The organism is Microbispora amethystogenes, assembly GCF_016863015.1.
Taxonomy (GTDB): Bacteria; Actinomycetota; Actinomycetes; order Streptosporangiales; family Streptosporangiaceae; genus Microbispora; species Microbispora amethystogenes.
In genome coordinates this window covers 214,441-231,092 of record NZ_BOOB01000004.1, presented here as the reverse complement: position 1 = coordinate 231,092, position 16,652 = coordinate 214,441, and the positions used below count along the sequence as shown (strand labels likewise).

The 16,652-nt window shown below is 74.5% G+C and carries 12 protein-coding genes; 11 read left to right on the top strand and 1 reads right to left on the bottom strand.

Features of this window, described 5'->3' with window-relative positions; genetic code table 11:
* Positions 1-156 precede the first annotated feature (156 nt).
* Positions 157-429 (top strand): WXG100 family type VII secretion target, encoded by a 273-nt coding sequence (locus Mam01_RS04125; protein WP_111698308.1) that lies wholly within the window; start codon positions 157-159, stop codon positions 427-429.
* Between the two features lie 189 nt (positions 430-618).
* Here the strand turns inward: Mam01_RS04125 and Mam01_RS04120 are convergent, their stop codons facing one another.
* Positions 619-5,616 (bottom strand): FtsK/SpoIIIE domain-containing protein, encoded by a 4,998-nt coding sequence (locus Mam01_RS04120; protein WP_239101026.1) that lies wholly within the window; start codon positions 5,614-5,616, stop codon positions 619-621.
* 523 nt (positions 5,617-6,139) lie between these two features.
* On the opposite strand from Mam01_RS04120, the gene Mam01_RS04115 reads away from it, so the two are divergent.
* The 10 genes from Mam01_RS04115 (at position 6,140) to Mam01_RS04070 (ending at position 16,614) form a co-directional block, all read left to right on the top strand.
* Entirely contained in the window at positions 6,140-6,823 is a 684-nt protein-coding gene (locus Mam01_RS04115; protein WP_204284132.1) for a hypothetical protein, read from the top strand.
* Between the two features lies 1 nt (position 6,824).
* On the top strand, positions 6,825-7,628 hold the full coding sequence (locus Mam01_RS04110; RefSeq protein ID WP_239101025.1) for a MinD/ParA family ATP-binding protein: 804 nt from the start codon (positions 6,825-6,827) through the stop codon (positions 7,626-7,628).
* Positions 7,625-8,944, top strand: a complete 1,320-nt coding sequence (locus Mam01_RS04105; protein WP_150930584.1) for a TadA family conjugal transfer-associated ATPase — start codon at positions 7,625-7,627, stop codon at positions 8,942-8,944. The genes Mam01_RS04110 and Mam01_RS04105 overlap by 4 nt, the downstream gene beginning before the upstream one ends.
* A complete protein-coding gene (locus Mam01_RS04100; protein ID WP_204284131.1) occupies positions 8,941-9,912 on the top strand; it encodes a type II secretion system F family protein in 972 nt (323 codons plus the stop codon). Before Mam01_RS04105 ends, Mam01_RS04100 begins: the two co-directional genes overlap by 4 nt.
* Positions 9,909-10,955, top strand: coding sequence for a type II secretion system F family protein (locus tag Mam01_RS04095; RefSeq protein WP_204284130.1), 1,047 nt, complete (start codon positions 9,909-9,911; stop codon positions 10,953-10,955). Before Mam01_RS04100 ends, Mam01_RS04095 begins: the two co-directional genes overlap by 4 nt.
* A complete protein-coding gene (locus tag Mam01_RS04090) occupies positions 10,955-11,206 on the top strand; it encodes a hypothetical protein (protein WP_204284129.1) in 252 nt (83 codons plus the stop codon). The genes Mam01_RS04095 and Mam01_RS04090 overlap by 1 nt, the downstream gene beginning before the upstream one ends.
* A gap of 5 nt (positions 11,207-11,211) precedes the next feature.
* Complete coding sequence (locus Mam01_RS04085) at positions 11,212-11,772, top strand: TadE family protein (protein ID WP_239101024.1); 561 nt, start codon at positions 11,212-11,214, stop codon at positions 11,770-11,772.
* A 71-nt stretch (positions 11,773-11,843) separates the two neighbouring features.
* Positions 11,844-12,227 carry a TadE/TadG family type IV pilus assembly protein gene (locus Mam01_RS04080; RefSeq protein WP_204284127.1) on the top strand — a complete coding sequence of 128 codons (384 nt, stop codon included), beginning with the start codon at positions 11,844-11,846 and terminating at the stop codon, positions 12,225-12,227.
* Positions 12,224-12,727 carry a pilus assembly protein TadG-related protein gene (locus Mam01_RS04075; protein WP_239101023.1) on the top strand — a complete coding sequence of 168 codons (504 nt, stop codon included), beginning with the start codon at positions 12,224-12,226 and terminating at the stop codon, positions 12,725-12,727. Before Mam01_RS04080 ends, Mam01_RS04075 begins: the two co-directional genes overlap by 4 nt.
* The gene (locus Mam01_RS04070) at positions 12,724-16,614 is read left to right on the top strand and encodes an AfsR/SARP family transcriptional regulator (RefSeq protein ID WP_204284126.1); all 3,891 of its coding nucleotides are present in this window, start codon (positions 12,724-12,726) and stop codon (positions 16,612-16,614) included. Before Mam01_RS04075 ends, Mam01_RS04070 begins: the two co-directional genes overlap by 4 nt.
* Positions 16,615-16,652 lie beyond the last annotated feature (38 nt).

The window sequence follows — 16,652 nt, the reverse complement described above, 5'->3', positions numbered from 1 at the left end:
GGCTCCTCCCGGCAATGCCCGGTGGAAGGGGAATGAACTACCAGAAAAGCCACACTCTCCTTCCGTTCCGATATAGCCGCTCGGCATAAGGTCTCCACAGGATTGACCTGCGTTTTACGGTGAGGGCGGCCCCTTTGTCGATGGAGGAGTGACTGAATGAGTAACAGCTTGCTCGGCGGCGACCCCGCGGAGATGCAGGGCATGGCCGCGCAGTTCAGCCAGCAGGCGGACCAGGTTCGCACCACGATGGCCGCCCTCGACCGCGAGGCGGCCAAGGTCGGCACCGCCTGGACCGGCCCCGGCGCGCAGCGCTTCCACGACGCCTGGCAGAGCTACCGGACGGCGTTCCAGCGCATGGCGGAAGAGCTCAACGAGGCCTCCCGGGTCATCACCACCTACCGCGGCAACATCGAGTCCGCCACCCGTTAACGAAATCCACACGATCTCCGCTGGGCGCCCCGGCTGACGAGGCGTCCGGCGATTCGTGAAAAGGGACGGCCTTTATGCCGGAAAAAGGGCTGAAATAGCCGTCCTCGTCTCACCGCCGGACGCCGCCTCTGCGGCGTCCGGCGCTGTGTCTCCAGCGTCACTGTGTCTCTGGGGCGCTAGGGCGCTGGGTCACTGGGGGACGGCCGCCTGGATCGGGGTGGCGGTGCCCGAGATGACCAGCAGGCCCCGCCCGGGAGGCCCGCCAACGGCGCCACGCGGCAGCCGTACGGTGAACAGGTCCCCGTCGGCGGGGCTCTGCACGTTGAGCAGCAGGCCGGTCCGGCCCTTGCGCGCCTCGGCCGCGAAGCCCCGGTAGGCCGTCGCCAGGTCGCCGGTGGTCCCCGCGACGAGCAGGCCGTGCTCGCCGTCCCGGCCGGTCCGCAGGATCTCGTCCAGGGCCAGCCCGAGCGGCGAGTCGGGGGAGATCAGTTCCGCGTCGTCCACGACCACCACGTAACGCTCGTGCCCGGCGACCAGGGCCAGCGGGTCGAGCGCGCCGGGCAGGCCGCCGAACTCGTCCGCGCCGCCCCCGGTCACGCTCCTGGCGTTGCCGTCCAGCACGGCGAGCACTCCGGACGTCCCTGCGAGGTCGCGCAGCGGGCTGCGGCGCGGGGTCACGACGAGCACCGGCGTGCCCCGGCCGAGCAGCGAGCGCGCCGCCGTGAGCAGCGTGGACGACCTGCCCGATCGGGGCGGCCCGGCGATCACCGCCGCCGGGCCCTGGCCCTGCAGGTCCACGCCCAGCGGCGTGAGCGCGTCACCTCCCGCGCCGAGCAGCGCCCACAGCGCCGACGGCGGCTCGAACGCCGGAGCCAGGTCCATCGTCTGCTCCACCGTTATCCGCATCGGCAGCGCGTCCACCCGCAGCGGGGGCTCCGACGGCCAGACCCAGGCGCGGGCCGCCTCCCCGCCGTCCCCCACGGCTCCCGTCCCGCCGGTCGCACCACCCGTCGTGCCGCTCGTCGTGCCCCCGGCTGTGCCCCCGAACCTGGCCGCGGCCGTACGGGCGAGATCCTGCAGGACCGCCACCTGCGCGGGCCCGGAGGGATCGTCGCCGAGCAGCGCGAACTGGCTCTCCACCAGGCCGTGGTCGCCCACCGACAGGGCCCGGCCCGGCGGCATGGAGGTCGGCAGGTTGCGTACGGGCAGCCCGGCGAGCCCGTAGTCGGCGGGGTCGGCGAGCCGGAGCACCAGCCGGTCGTCGAAGACGGTGGAGATCTGCCCGATCAGGCCCGACCGGTCGGAGGTGACGACGGCGCGCAGCCCCACGGCCGGTCCCTCCCGCAGCAGTTGCAGCAACGCGTCGACCAGCCGCCCGTAGTCGTAGTTCTCGAACGCCGCGACGTATCCCTCCCAGCGGTCCAGCAGCAGCACCATCCAGGGCAGCGCCCCCACGCCCGAACGGTCCCGGGCCGCGGGCGGCCTGGTGTCGGCCCGGGACCTGGCGGCGCCCCGCGCCTCGGCGAGCGAGGCGTACCCCGCCTCGGCCAGCAGGTGCTGACGGCGCCCGACCTCCGCGCGCAGCCGGGTCAGCAGGCGCTCCACCCGGTCCATCTGGTCGCGCGTGACCACGGCGCCGCAGTGCGGCAGCGCGACGAGCGGCAGCAGCGCGCCCGACCCGCAGTCGACGGCGTGGACGTGCACGTCCTCGGGGGAGGCGCCGGCCGCGATCGACCCCGCGATCGTCCGGAGCGCGCTGGACCTGCCGCTGCGCGCGCCGCCCGCGATCAGCAGGTGGCCGCCGTGGCGCGGGTCGAGCGTGAGCGCCCGCCGGGCCTGCCGCCAGGGCATATCCGTCACGCCGAAGGGCAGCGGCGGCACCTCCTCGATCCCCGGCCGGTACGGCGGCGCCGCCGCCAGCGCCCCGCCGTCGAGCGGGTCGCTCCCCGACCCGGACCGCCCGGACCCCGACCGCCCGGAGCCGGACCGCCCAGACCCTGACCGCCCCGAGCCGGACCGTCCCGAGCCGGACCGTCCCGAGCCGGACCGCCCGGCCGCCGCGGCCTCGACGTCGAGGACGACCCGGTCCGGAAGGGGCGGCAGCCAGGGGCTGGGCTGGCGGGGCAGCCCGTTCCCGGCCTCCAGCAGCGCGTCGACGAGCAGGGCCAGGTCGGTGCCGCTCCCCGCCTGGGCGGGCGGGGCGGGCAGCGGACGGCCGAGCGCGGGCCAGGGCAGGTCGAGCACCCGCACGTCCTCGGCGCCGCCGTCGGCCGTCCCGTTGCCGCGGACCCGGACCTGCGGGGTCCGCCCGCCGATCCTGGCCGTCTGCACGGCGACCGGCGTGGACGAGCCCGCCCGCACGTAGCAGCGGCCCGGCGTCGACCGCGAGATGTGCGCGGCGTCCGGCACGTCGATGACGTCGCCGGACTCGCGGGCGTCGGTCACCCGGAGCGCGATCCTGAGCGAGGTGTTGGCCTGGATGTCGGCGGTGACCACGCCGCCCGGCCGCTGGGTGGCGAGGATCAGGTGGATGCCGAGGGAACGGCCCCGGCGGGCGATGTCGACCAGGCCGTCGACGAAGTCGGGCAGCTCCGCCACCAGCGCGGCGAACTCGTCGATGATCAGGACGAGCCGGGGCAGCGGCGGCAGGTCCCTGTTGTTCCCGGCGCTCTCCGGCACCGGCGCGGCGAAGATCCCGCCGCCGCGCGCCCGGCGGACGCCGCCGGTGCCGAGGACCCACGTGGCCCCGCGCGACCGCTGGTAGTCCTCGATGTCCTTGGCCCCCGCGTCGAGCAGCAGGCGTTCCCTGCGCCGGATCTCGGCGGCCAGCGACGACAGGGCCCGCTGGGTCAGGTGGCCGTCGAGGTCGCTCACCATGCCGACCGTGTGCGGGAGCCGCACGCACTCCTTGAAGGCGGCCCCGCCCTTGTAGTCGATCAGCACGAACGTCATCTCGTCGGGCCGGTTGACCACCGCGAGCGAGCAGATCAGGGTCTGCAGCAGCTCCGACTTGCCCGCGCCGGTCGTGCCCGCGACCAGGGCGTGCGGGCCGTCCCTGCTCAGGTCCACCTCGAACGGCCCCTCCGGTCCCACGCCGATCAGGGCCCGGGTCGTACGGCCCTGCCGTTCGGCGAGGGAGGTCGGGTCGGGCGAGACGTCCAGCAGGTCGAGCAGGCGGACCGCGTCGGGCAGGGCGGCCGAGGGGTCCTCGCGGCTCACGTCGCGCAGCGGGGCGAGCGCGCGGGACAGGCGCTCGGCCCAGGACGGCGAGACCCGGTCGGCGCGGATGCCCGTGATCGGGTCGAGGCCGCCGCCGTGGAGCCGTACGCCGCCCGCGGCGTCGCAGGACACGACCGTCGCGCACTCCTCGGGCAGCAGCCGCTCGTCGTCGTCGATCGCGATCGTGTAGACGCCTGCCCGGGGGCCCTGCCGCAGCACCTGCGGCATGCCGGGCAGGCCGCGCAGCACCTGCGCGCCGTCGAGCACGACGAGCACGTCGAACGGCCGCTCGTCGTAGGTGGTGAAAGCCGGCTCGGCGGGCCGGTTCCCGCCGCGCCCCAGGTCGTCCCAGCCCGCCGGGCCGCCCGACAGGCGGGCGCCCCGCGGCGCCCCCGGGTAGGGGCCGGAGCCGTTCTCGGCGTCGAGCCGTTCGGCGACCAGGGCGGCGAGCTCGGAGACGCGGCGGGCGGCGGCCTCGGGGTCGGCGCCGACGAGCGCGGCGCAGTCGGACGACAGGGCGCCCCCGCGGGCGGCGTCCGGGGCGCAGTGCGGCAGCCAGCGGACCCAGCCCCACTGCTCGGCGCCGTCGGCGTTGGCCGAGAGCACCACGACGGCGAGGTCGCGCGGGCTGTGCAGGGCGGCGGCCTGGCCGACGAGCCACCGGGCGCAGCCGAGGGCCACCTCCCGCGGACCGGTCAGGCCCGCGACGCCGAGGCGGCGCATGACGAGCGCGACCGGCACGTCGTGGCAGACGGGCGGCTCCCGCCGGGCCGCGTCGGGAGGAGTGCCGGTCTCCGGCTCGAACTCCAGGTCGGCGGGCAGGTCGGCGAGCCCTATCCGCAGCCGCAGCGCGTCCTGGTCGTGCACCCGGCGCTCCCAGAGGCGGCGGCGCGGCCCGGTCGCGGTGAGCAGCACCTCGGCGGGGTCGGGGGCGCCCTGGCGGCGGGCCTCCTCGTCCTGCCGCACCGCGCGGGCCACCTCCGCCTCAAAGGCGGCCATCCGCTCGCGGTACGCCTTGAGCGCCTGGCGGTGTTTCTTCCTGCCGTGCCTGCGGTCGCTCACCCACTGGCCGATCATGATGAGCGGCGTCATGAACGCGATCAGCAGGTAGTACCACGTGTGGGTGACGAGGGCCATGACCACGCCGAGGACGGCCGGCAGCATCGCGGCCAGCAACTGCAGCCGCATGCCCTCGCCGCGTTTCGGCTCGGCCGGGACGGTGAACCGCCGCTGCCGCTCGGGCCGCTGCAGGCGCGGCGGCCGGTTGTAGGCGAGGCCGCCGTCCGGCAGCGCGTCGAGGTGGGCGTCCGGGGGCCGTACGGGGCCCAGGGACAGTACGGAGCCGCCGCAGGAGAGCATGCCGCCCGCGGGCCACTCGACCGCCCCGGTGACCGGCTCGCCGTCCAGCCGGGCGACCGGCTCGCCGCCGGGCGCGGGAGCAGGTCCGGCGGGCTCCACGGTGGCCGTCCCGAGGGCGAGCCTGACGACCAGCGCGACCGGCGGCATCCTCGGGTCGGGCACGGAGACCGCGCAGGCGGGGTCGGCGCCCAGCGTGTGCGCGCCGAGCCCGATCCGGTGGACCACTCCCGCGCCCGGCCCGCCCACCACCCGGAGCTCCGCCGGGCCGCCGGGCTCCTCGGTCACGGTGGCGGCCGCGGCGTGGCCGTCCAGGGCCACGAGGTCGCCGTCCCGCAACAGGCCGAACACGACCGCGTCGGGGTCGAGCGGCCGGCCGTCCACCCACAGTCTCGTCTCCTGGCCGGCGGCGGGCGCGGCGGGCCGGTCCCGGTCCATGTCGTACGGCGCGCGGGCACGCGGGAGCCGTACGACGTTGGCGGGCCGGGCGGACGCGCCCTCCAGCGTGGCGGTGAGCGCGCCGGTGAGGGCGGCGACCGTGGCGGTCCCGTCTCCCTCGACCAGCACGTCGCGGCGGCCGTGCTCGGTGACCACGGTGAGCGTAACCCGCATGCGCAGACTCCCAGACGGCGGTGGTGCGGCGAGAACTCCGGAAAGCGTTTCATCCCGGGGCGTTCCAGTGAAGATCTTCACCGAGGCCGGCTCCGGCGCCGCCTCGTCCGGCCGTTCTCCCGCGGGACACCGTAGCCGCGCATCCGCCGCTCATCTGGGCGTTTCCCGGAATAGGTAAAAGCGCCTGTCATCAGGCGACGTGTGACGGACCGGGAGACATGCCCGGCACGACCCCGGCCGCGCTTCGCGAGATGCCGCTGTGAACGACGTGACAAGTGGGGAGGATGTGGTCAGTCACTATCACGAAATGTCGTGATAGTAAAGCTTTGTGTCGATATGGCGATAGATCGACTCCCGTTGACAGGCGTATTCCTAACGGATAAGCATGGGTCGCCACTTCGCGCCACTTATGGCGGCCGGAGCTGGCCATAATGGAGTGAATTCGGAGCAACGGTAAGACCGTAATTACAATCGAGCGGCCCGAAAATAGAAGGGGCGCCGTCATCCTGGGGGTCCCCCGCCCATGAGGATCAGCGAGAAGTCGCCGCAGGACGCTCGCGCGGCCGCGCGGCCCGGCCTGTCCGGTCCGGCCTCCCGCAAGCTGCCCGTGCCGCCGCGGGAGCGCAAGCCCGCCCTCGCCGCGCTCGCCGTCCTCCTCATCCTGGGCGGCGCCCTGGCGACCACCCTCCTGGTCTTGCGCAGCGGCGACCGCGTCTCGGCCGTGCAGATCACCCAGCAGGTGGGCGCCGGGCAGCGCATCCCGCCGTCCGCGCTGCGGGAGGTGCAGATCGCCGACACCGGCATCGACTACGTCGCCTGGCGGTACAGGGACCAGGTCATCAAGACGTACGCCGCGGTGACGCTGCTGCCCGGCACGCTGCTCACCGAGCCGATGACCGCCAAGAGCACCGACCAGGTCGGCCCGGCCAAGGCCAAGGTCGGCCTCTCGCTCAAGGCGGGACAGATGCCCACCGACCTCAGGTGGAGCGAGATCGTCCAGGTGGTCTACGTGCCCACGGCCGGGCGCAACTCCGCGACCACCCAGCAGAAGGTGCTGACGACCGCCGCCCGCGTGGAGAGCATCTCCTCCGGACGGTCCGGCGGTGGGCTGGTCACGATCGTCGTCGACACCACGATCGCGCCGACGATCGCGCAGTACGCGTCGAGCGGCGAGATCGCACTCATCTCGCTTCCGGGGGTCAAGTGACGTGGCGCTGATCGTGCTCGCGGCCGACAAGGGGGCGCCCGGCGTGACCACCGCGGCGACGGCCCTCGGCGCGGTGTGGCCCCGCCCGGTGCTGCTCGCCGAGTGCGATCCGTCCGGCGGCGACCTCGCCTACCGCCTGCCCGGGATCGACGGGAGCGTGCTCAACCCCGGCCGCGGCCTGCTCAGCCTCGGCGCGGTCGCGCGGCGCGGGCTCCACACCGATCTTCTGTACGAGCACACGCAGAAGCTCGTCGGCGGCCTCGACGTGCTGGCCGGGCTGACCAACGGCGAGCAGGCGGCGGGCCTCACCTGGCTGTGGGGGCCGCTCGGCCGGGCGTTCGCCGCCCTGCCGCAGGCCGACGTGCTCGCCGACTGCGGCCGCCTCGGGCTGCACGCCCCGATCAACGACCTCATGGCCGAGGCCGACCTGGTGGTGCTGTTCACGCGGGCCAACCTCGACCACGTCGCCCACCTGCGTGAGCGGCTGTCGCTGCTCGGCCGCAAGGCCGGCGTCGTCGTCATCGCCGACCCCCGGTCGTACCGCACCTCGCTGGAGGAGATCCGGCGCATCGTGTCCGGCTGGGACGTCGCCTTCGTCGGCGGCCTGGCGCACGACCCGAAGGGCGCGGAGCTGCTGCGCGGCCAGTGGGGCGGCAAGCTCGACCGCAGCCTGCTGATCCGTACGGCGCGGGAGCTGGCCACCCGCCTCGCCACGCACCTCGCGGGCGGCGGCGAGGAGCCGGAGCAGGCGCGGCGGCAGCCGGGCGGCCGGATCACGCGGCGGGCCCCGGAGGTGCGGTCGTGAGCGCCCAGGGGCGGACCGTCGACCACGGCCTGGTGAAGCGGTTCCGGCAGGAGGTCGGCGACCGGCTGGCACACCAGCGGCGGCTGGACCAGGCGAGCGGCCTGCCGCCGATGTCGGGGGAGGACGAACGGCAGTTCGCCCGGGCGCTGATCGCCCAGGTGCTGGAGGAGTTCGCGCGCGGCGAGATCGGCGTGGGGCGCACGCCGCCGACCGCCGAGGAGGAGGAGGCGCTCGCGGCGGGCATCCATGCCGCCCTCTTCGGCGTCGGCCGCCTCCAGCCGCTGCTGGACGACCCCGAGGTCGAGAACATCGACATCAACGGGTGCGACCGTGTGTTCGTCAGCTACGCCGACGGCCAGGAGCTCATGCACGACCCCGTCGCGGAGTCGGACGAGGAGCTGGTCGAGCTGATCCAGATCCTCGCGGCGTACTCGGGCCTGTCGTCGAGGCCCTTCGACACCGCGAACCCGCAGCTCGACCTGCGCCTGCCGGACGGCTCGCGGCTCTCGGCGGTCATGGACGTCACCGTGCGGCCCGCGCTGTCGATCCGCCGGTCCCGCCTCGGCAAGGTCTTCCTCTCCGACCTCGTCGGGAACGGCACGCTCACCCCCGAGGTGGGCAGGTTCCTCACGGCCGCGGTCGCGGCGCGCAAGAACATCATGCTCGCCGGGTCGACGAACGCCGGGAAGACGACGCTGCTGCGGGCGCTGGCCAACGAGATCCCGCCGACCGAGCGGCTCATCACCGTGGAACGTGCCCTTGAGCTGGGGCTGGACCAGTTCCCCGAGCTGCACCCGAACGTGGTGGCCTTCGAGCACCGCCTGCCCAACTCCGAGGGGCAGGGAGAGATCACGATGGCCGAGCTGGTGCGCCGCTCGCTGCGCATGAACCCCTCCCGGGTGATCGTGGGCGAGGTGCTGGGCGACGAGATCGTCACGATGCTGAACGCGATGACCCAGGGCAACGACGGGTCGCTGTCGACGATCCACGCCAACTCCAGCATGGAGGTGTTCAACCGCATCGCGACCTACGCGCTGCAGGCCACGGAGCGGCTGCCCATCGAGGCCACCCACATGCTCATCGCCGGGGCCATCGACTTCGTGGTGTTCATCGAGAAGCGCAACGACTACCACCGGGGTGGCACGCTGCGCCGCTACGTGTCCAGCGTGCGCGAGGTCACGGGCTGCGACGGGCGGGTGCTGTCCTCGGAGGTGTTCGCGATGTCGGGCGGCTACGTGGTGCCGCACGCCCCGATCTCCTGCGCGGACGAACTGGCCGCCCACGGCTACGACCCGGCGATGGGAGCGTGGCGATGAGCGGCCTGCTGCCCGTGCCCCAGGACCTGCTCGACCCGCTGGTGCTGCTGCCCGGCGCGATGGCCGGCGGCGGGATCTTCCTCCTCGCCCTGGCGCTGTACGGCGTGCGTCCCCGGCCCGCCTCTCCCGACGGCAAGGCGAAACGGACGGCGCTGCTGCGCGCGCTGTCCACCAGGATGGCGGTCGCCCTGATCACGGGCGTGCTGGTGCTGGTGGTGACGGGGTGGCCGGTCATCGCGGGAGGCGCCGTACTGCTGGTCATCGCCTGGCGCGGGCTCACCGGCGGCGCGGCCGAGGAGCGGGCCGCGATGCGGCGGCTGGAGGGCCTCGCGGCCTGGACCGAGTCGCTGCGGGACACGATCGCCGGCGCCGCGGGCCTGGAGCAGGCCATCCCGTCCTCGATCCGGGCCGCGGCCCCGATGCTGCAACCCCACCTTCGGGCGTTGGTCGACCGCCTGCACATGAGGATGCCGCTCTCGGACGCGCTGCGGATCTTCGCCGACGAGCTGGACGACACCTCCGCCGACCTCGTCGTGGCGGCGCTGATCCTCAACGCCCGGCTGCGCGGGCCGGGCCTGCGCGACGTGCTCTCGGCCCTGGCCGTCTCCGCCCGCGAGGAACTGGACATGCGCCGCCGGGTGGAGGCCGAGCGCAGGTCCACCCGCAAGAGCGTGCAGATCGTCGTCGGCACCGCCCTCGTCTTCGCCGGCACGCTCGTCGTGTTCAACCGGTCCTACGTGGAGGAGTACAACTCCGTGCTCGGCCAGGCCGTGCTGGTCGTCGTGGCCGGCCTGTTCGGCGCGGGCTTCGCGTGGATGCGGCGGCTCGCCCACTTCGACAAGCCCGCCCGGATCCTCGCCCCGCACCCCCGGGCCGAGATCTCTCAGTCGCAGACCCGCCCCCAGACGCGGCCGGCCCCCGCCGGAGGAACCGTCGGTGGTCTCGCGGCCGAAGGGAGGACGCCGTGATCAATACCGTGCTTGCCGGGGTGGTGCTCGGGCTCGGGATCTTCCTGCTGCTGCGCGCGCTGTTCCCGCCCCGGCCCGGCCTGCTCGCCCGGCTCGCCGCGCTCGACCAGGCCCGCGACGGCACGGGCGTGCCCCGGGCTCCCCTGATCGCGCCGGAGGAGAACGTCAGCGAGTTCCGCCGTACGCTCGGCGTCCGGCTCGCCGCCTTCTACGAGAGCCGCGGCTGGGAGGTGCGCTCGACCAAGGCCGACCTCGCGCTGCTCGGCAGGTCGTTCGAGGGCTTCCTGGCGACGAAGCTGCTGCTGGGGGTCTCCGGCCTGCTGGCGTTCCCGCTGCTCGTCGGCTGGCTGGCGCTGATGGGGTGGGGAGTCTCGCTGCAGGTGCCACTGTGGTCGGCCCTGGCCGTCAGTGTGGTCTTCTTCCTGCTGCCCGACCTGCAGATCAAGCGGGACGCCGCCGAACGGCGCCGGGACTTCCGGCACGCCGTGGGGGCCTTCCTCGACCTCGTGGCGATGAACCTCGCGGGCGGCCGGGGCGTCCCGGAGGCGCTGATGATGGCCGTCTCCGTCGGCAGCCCCGCCGCCGCGCCCGGCGCGCTCAACGGAACCCTGAACGGCACGCTGAACGGCACGGCCGCCGGCGCCTCGACCGGCACCGGGAGCGGCGGTGTGAACGGCGCCGCGAACGCGGCCGGGCCCGCCCCCGGCGCGAACTGGGCCATGGAGCGCATCCGCGAGGCACTGGCGAACGCCCGGATCGTCGGTATCACCCCATGGCAGGCACTCGGCCAGCTCGGCGAGGAGATCAACGTCGACGAGCTGCGAGACCTTTCGGCCGCCCTCGGGCTGGTCGCCGACGACGGCGCCAAGGTGCGCTCGTCACTCACCGCACGGGCCGCCACCCTGCGCCGCCGCGAGCTCGCGGAGGTCGAGGGCAAGGCGGGCGAGCGGTCCCAGTCGATGCTCGTCGCCCAGCTCCTGCTGTGCGCGGGCTTCGTGATCTTCCTTACCTTTCCGGCAGCCATGAAGATGTTGGGGGCCTGATGCTCTGGTTTCACTATCTGGTCGCCGTGCTCCACGTACGGCTCGACCGCGCCAGGACCGCACCGTCCAAGGGCGCCTCGGCGGTCGAATGGGTGATCATCACCGCCATCATCGCCGGGGTCGCGCTCGGTCTGGCCACACTGATCAGGACACTGGTCGAGGGGCGGCAGGCGGACATCGAGACAGGCTTCGGTGGTGGTGGTGGTGGCGGTGCCGGTGGTGGCGGTGGCGGTGGCGGCGGCGGAGGATGACAAGGGTGCAGGGCGGACGCGGACGCGGGCCACGCGGCTCCCGTCCCCGGCCACATGCCGCCGAGCCGTACGGGCCCGGGCCCGCCCGGCTCGGCGCCGAGCCGGGCGGCTCTCGCGGCTCCGTGCGACGGCCGCCTGGCGAGAAGGGCGGCGGGCGGCGGGGTGAGCGGGGCGCGACGGTGATCGAGCTCGCCATCCTGATGCCGATCGTGCTGGCGGTCGTCTTCCTGGTCGTCCAGGTCGCGCTCTGGTTCCACGGCCGTCAGGTCGCCGACGCCGCCGCCCGGGAGGGCGCGCGCGTCGCCAGGACGGCGGGCTCCTCCGACGGCTGGCAGGAGGCCGCGGAGGGCAAGGCCCGGCAGATCGTGCAGGCGATCGGCCCGCAACTGCTGCGCGACGCCGAGGCGAAGGCGTGGGAGCAGGGCGACCAGCGGGGCATCGAGGTCACCGGCGACGCCGTACTGGTGGTGCCGCTACTGCCCGAAATGGCCATCCACATCACCTCGCGCTTCGGCGGGCCCGTGGAGTGCTTCCGCCCGGACGACGGTTCGGAGGGGTGCGAATGACTCCCCGCTCCGCGCGGGCCGCACGACTCGCCCAGACCACACACGGCGCAGCGGAAGGAGAGAGCGGTTCGATGACGGTCGAGACGGTCATGCTCGCCCCGATCCTCCTGCTGTTCCTGCTGTTCCTGGTCGCGGCGGGCCGCATCGTGGAGGCGCAGGGAGAGGTCAACGGGGCCGCACGTGACGCCGCGCGGGCCGCCTCGGTGCAGCGCACGCAGTCGGAGGCCGAGTCGGCCGCCAGGGAGGCCGCCGAAACGGCCCTTTCCGGCGAATGCTCGCCGCAGGTCGACATGTCCGGCACCGAGTGGGAGATGAGCACCGACGAGCATCTCGCGGTCGTCCGCGCCACCGTGACCTGCGAACTCGATCTGGCGGTCCTCGGCTTCGGCGCGGCCAAGCAGATGTCGGGCACCTCGGTCGTGCCGCTGGAGCGGTTCCGGAGGGTGCAGAAATGATCCCTCTCTCCCGCCCCGCCCCACCACCGGCCGCCGCCCCCCGGCGGCCGGGCGCGCGTGCCCGGGCCGTACGGCGCGGAGCGGCGGAGCGGGGCTCCATGTCGGTGTTCGTGGTCGTGTTCTCGGGAGCGGTGTTCCTGCTGGCCGGGCTGCTTGTGGACGGCGGGGCGGCCATCAACGCCCGGCTGAAGGCGGCCGACATCGCCGAGCAGGCCGCCCGCGCCGCCGCCGACCAGATCGACGAGGAGACTCTTCGGGCCTCCGGTCAGGTGCGCCTGCTCGCCGACGAGGGCGCGGTGTGCGGCCGGGCCGAGGAGATCGCTACGGACCGAGACGCGGAGGGCGTACGCATGACCGACTGCACGGTGGGCGGTGGCCAGGCGGACGTGACAGTGGGGGTGGCGGTCCACTGGGACGCCTTCTTCCTGTCCGCGCTCGGCTTCGCCGGCTCCGACATGGAGGCGGAGGCCACGGCCGCACCGGATCCGGGGGAGGAATGACGGACAGGTCCACGCCGCAGGGCCGGCACTCCGCCCGCGACTCCGCCCCTGACCCCGCCCGTGACCCTGCAGGGCAGACGCAGTGGCCGGGCCGTGCCGCCGCGCCGCCGCGCGGCGTTCCCGGACGTGCGGGCCGGACTTCCGGCCAGGACGCCTACCAGGACTCCTATCAGGCCGTCCGTCAGGAGCCCGGCCGGGGACCGCGACCGCGTCCCGAGGGCATGCCGTCCGTGCTGGCACCGCAGCGCGCGCCGGAGCACTGGCGCGACGACCGGTCGGTGCGGCCGCGGTCCAGGCGCGGGGCGAAGGACGTGTTCGCCGGCATCGGGGCGTTCATCGCGCTCGTCGCCCTGGTGGGCGGCGTGCCGTACGCGCTGCTCCGGCTGGCCGGGCCGCCGATCAGCGGTGATCTGCTGAACCTGGACCTGTTCACCGACCACGTCGGCCCGGAAACGATCATCGCGATCCTGGTCCTCCTGGTGTGGCTGGCCTGGCTGCAGCTGTTCCTGTGCGTGATCGTCGAGGTGTACGCGGGGCTGCGCCGGGTCGGGATGCCGGCCCGGGTGCCGTTGTCGGGCGGCACACAGGCGCTCGCGAACCGCCTTGTCGGCGCCGTCCTGCTGCTCTTCACGGCGACCGCCGCGGTGGTGCCCATCGCCCGCGCGGGCGCGCCCGTCGTGATCAAGGCGCAGACGGTCGCCGCCGTGCTGGCTGCGCCGGTGCCCCAGACAGAAGCGGACCGGCCGGCCCTGCACGCCAGGGAGGTCAAGAAGGTCTACGTGGTCCAGCCCCCGCACGGGCGTCATCACGAGAGCCTCTGGGAGATCGCGGACAAGTGCCTGGGTGACGGGCGCCGCTATCCGGAGATCTATCAGCTGAACCAGCACAAGGAGCAGCCGGACGGCAGCCGCCTCCACATGGCCGATCTGATCCGCCCCGGCTGGGTGCTCGACATGCCGGACGACGCCAGGAACGTCCACGTCGTGCCCGTCGACGAGGACCGGCCGGAGATCCTCAAGGAACACCGGAACGCCCCCGCCGAGCTTGACGGCACCACCCGTTATGGCGGCGGCGCCGGGGGAGCGGACGCCAAGGGCGGCGACGTTCGCGCGCATCCCCGCCCGACCCCTCACACGACGACCGGCTCGCCCGGCGGCGCCCACGAGCGTCCGCACGCCACGCCCGATCCGCGCGTATCGGCCGGAACGGGCGCCCCCAGTGGCTCAGCAGGTGGCTCGGCCGGTGGGGAAAGGGACACGACGCTGCCCGACCAGGGCTCGGGAGACGCCCCGGCCGGGCCGGGCGGGAAGGCGCGGCACACTCCGCCGACGGCCGGACCCGCCACCCCGCGGCCGGAGGGGACCGCTCAGCATCAGGGCGACGTACGGCACGAGCCCGGCAGGGTGACCCCCCAGCCGGGCAAGCCGGGGGTCGTGCTGCCGCCGCCCGCGATGCCGCAGGACCCCTCCGCGGCGCAGCAGCCGGGACACAGCGGTCACGCCGCCACGCCGGACGCGCACGCCACGGGCAAGCCCGCCACCCCGGACGCCCACGCCACCGGCCGTGCCGCAGCCCCCGACCCCCACGCGACGGGCAAGGCCGGCACGCCGGATGCCCACGCCACAGGGAAGCCCACTACGCCGGACGCGCACGCCACGGGCAAGGCCGCCGTGCCGGACGCTCACGCGACGGGCGAGGCGCCGCGGACGCCACGGCCGATCACGACCACCACCGCTCAACCGGCCGCGGTGGGGGAGGCACGCCCCACCGAGCAAGCGGCCGAGGACCCGGGCGATCACGCGTCCGAGCAGCCCGGTGCGGGGTCCGCGCGGGAGGAGGGGCAGCCCCCGGTGCGTAACCGGCCCGTCGCCGAGGCCGCGGCACCCGGCCGCCACGCCACCGGCTCCCCGTCCGTGTCCCCGTCCGTGTCCCCGCCCGCCTCCTCACCCGGCGCGACGGCCGATGCCCACGGCGCTCCCGCCGCGGCGGCCGGTGACCACGACGGGGGCGGAGCCGAGGAGGACGGGCAGCGGGGCGGGCCGGTGCTCGCCGACTACCTCGCGGCGTCGTCGCTGGCGGCGGCCGGGCTGCTGGCCCTGCTCGGCCGCAAACGGCGCGAGCAGCTGTGGCGCAGGGCGTTCGGACGGCGGATCGCGCGGCCACGCGGAGACGCCGCCGAGGCCGAGGTCGCGATCCGCCTCGGCGCCGACGCACCCGGCAGCCGGATGCTCGACATCGGCCTTCGCCTGCTCGGCCGCCTGCTGGCCGACTCAGGCAGGCGGCCGCCCACCATCTACGCCGTGCATCTGTCCAGCCGGGGTCTCGACCTGTGGATCCACCCGGCCGAGCAGCACGCGCCCGAGCCGTGGGAGGCCTGCGACGGCGGGCAGGTCTGGCGGCTCCCGGCCCACGAGGGGCGACGCATCGACGAGCACGCGCTCGCCGGGGTGCCCGCGCCCTATCCCGGGCTGGTCTCGCTCGGCACCGGTCAGGGCGGCCGGGTCCTGGTCGACCTGGAGGCCGCCCACGGAATCATCGCGATCACCGGCGCGCACACCGTCGCCGCCCTGTCCGCGCTCGCCGTGGAACTCGCCACCAACCGCTGGTCCGACGACATGCGTCTCACACTCGTCGGCTTCGGCGAGGAACTCACCCTGCTCGCGCCCGACCGGATCAGGACGGCGGGCAGCCTGGCCGAGGTGCTGCCCGAGTTCGAGGAGCGCGGCCGGCACGACGGCGACGTGCTGACCGGCCGCGTGCACAGCCGGGTGGCCGATCCCGCCTACACGCCCCACTACCTGCTGTCGGCCATCCGGCCCGACGAGGACGAGGCGCGCCGGTTGGCGCTGCTCGGCAAGGGCACCCGTACGGCGAGCGGCTTCGTGATCGCGGGTGAGGTGCCGCACGCCACCTGGAAGTGGGACGTCACCGACGGCGGACGGACCCGCGTCGACGCCCTGGGCCTGGACATCGAGGCACACCTGCTGCCGCGCCGGCACTACGACGCGGTGGTCGGCCTGTTCCGGACCGCCATGCGCCAGGAGAGCGAGCCGCTCACCCCCGTGACGGAGCGGCTCAGCGAGGAGCCCCCGGCCATCGAGGTGCGCGTCCTCGGCCCGATCGAGATCAGCCCGGTGAACCCCCTCGAAGAGGGGCGGGCGGCCCTCGCCCACGAGCTCGTCGTCTATCTCGCCACGCATCCCGAAGGCGTGCATCCGGTCGTCCTCGCCGGGGTGCTGTGGCCGCGCGGCGTGCAGACCGCGGTCCGCGACGCCACCATCGCCCGGGTCGCCGAATGGCTCGGCCGCGACTCCGAGGGGCGTCCCCACCTCTTCGCCGACCGGTCCGGGCGGTTGCGGCTCGGGCCGGAGATCCGTACGGACTGGCGGTTGTTCCAGGACCTCGTGCGGCAGGCGAGCGAATGGGCCGGGACGTCCTCCTCCGGCGAGGTCGAGGAGGACCTGCTGAACCGGGCGTTGCGGCTGGTCCGCGGGCCGCTGTTGAGCGGCAGGCCGCCGGACCGGTACGCCTGGCTGGCCGCCGACCCGCTGGAGTACGACGTGACGGCCTGGGTGGCGGACGCGGCGCACGAACTGTGCGAGATCAGGCTGCGGCGCGACGACCCGTACGGCGCGGTGGCGGCGGCCCGCGCCGGGTTGCTGCTCGCGGCCGACGACGAGGGGTTGTGGCGCGACCTGCTCCGCGCCTCGCACGCCACCGGGGAGCCGGTCCGGCTGCGGGCGGTCGTCGACGGCCTGGTGCGCCGCTCGGCCTCCCACCCGTACGGCGGCGGGATGGCCCCGGAGACCGAGGCGCTCATCGACGAGTTGCTGCCCGACTGGCGCCGCACCCTCTCACCTGATCTCCGAACCCAACGTCTCGCCTGAGCGGAGCGCCGATGCCCGACCCATGCCGATTCGTGCAT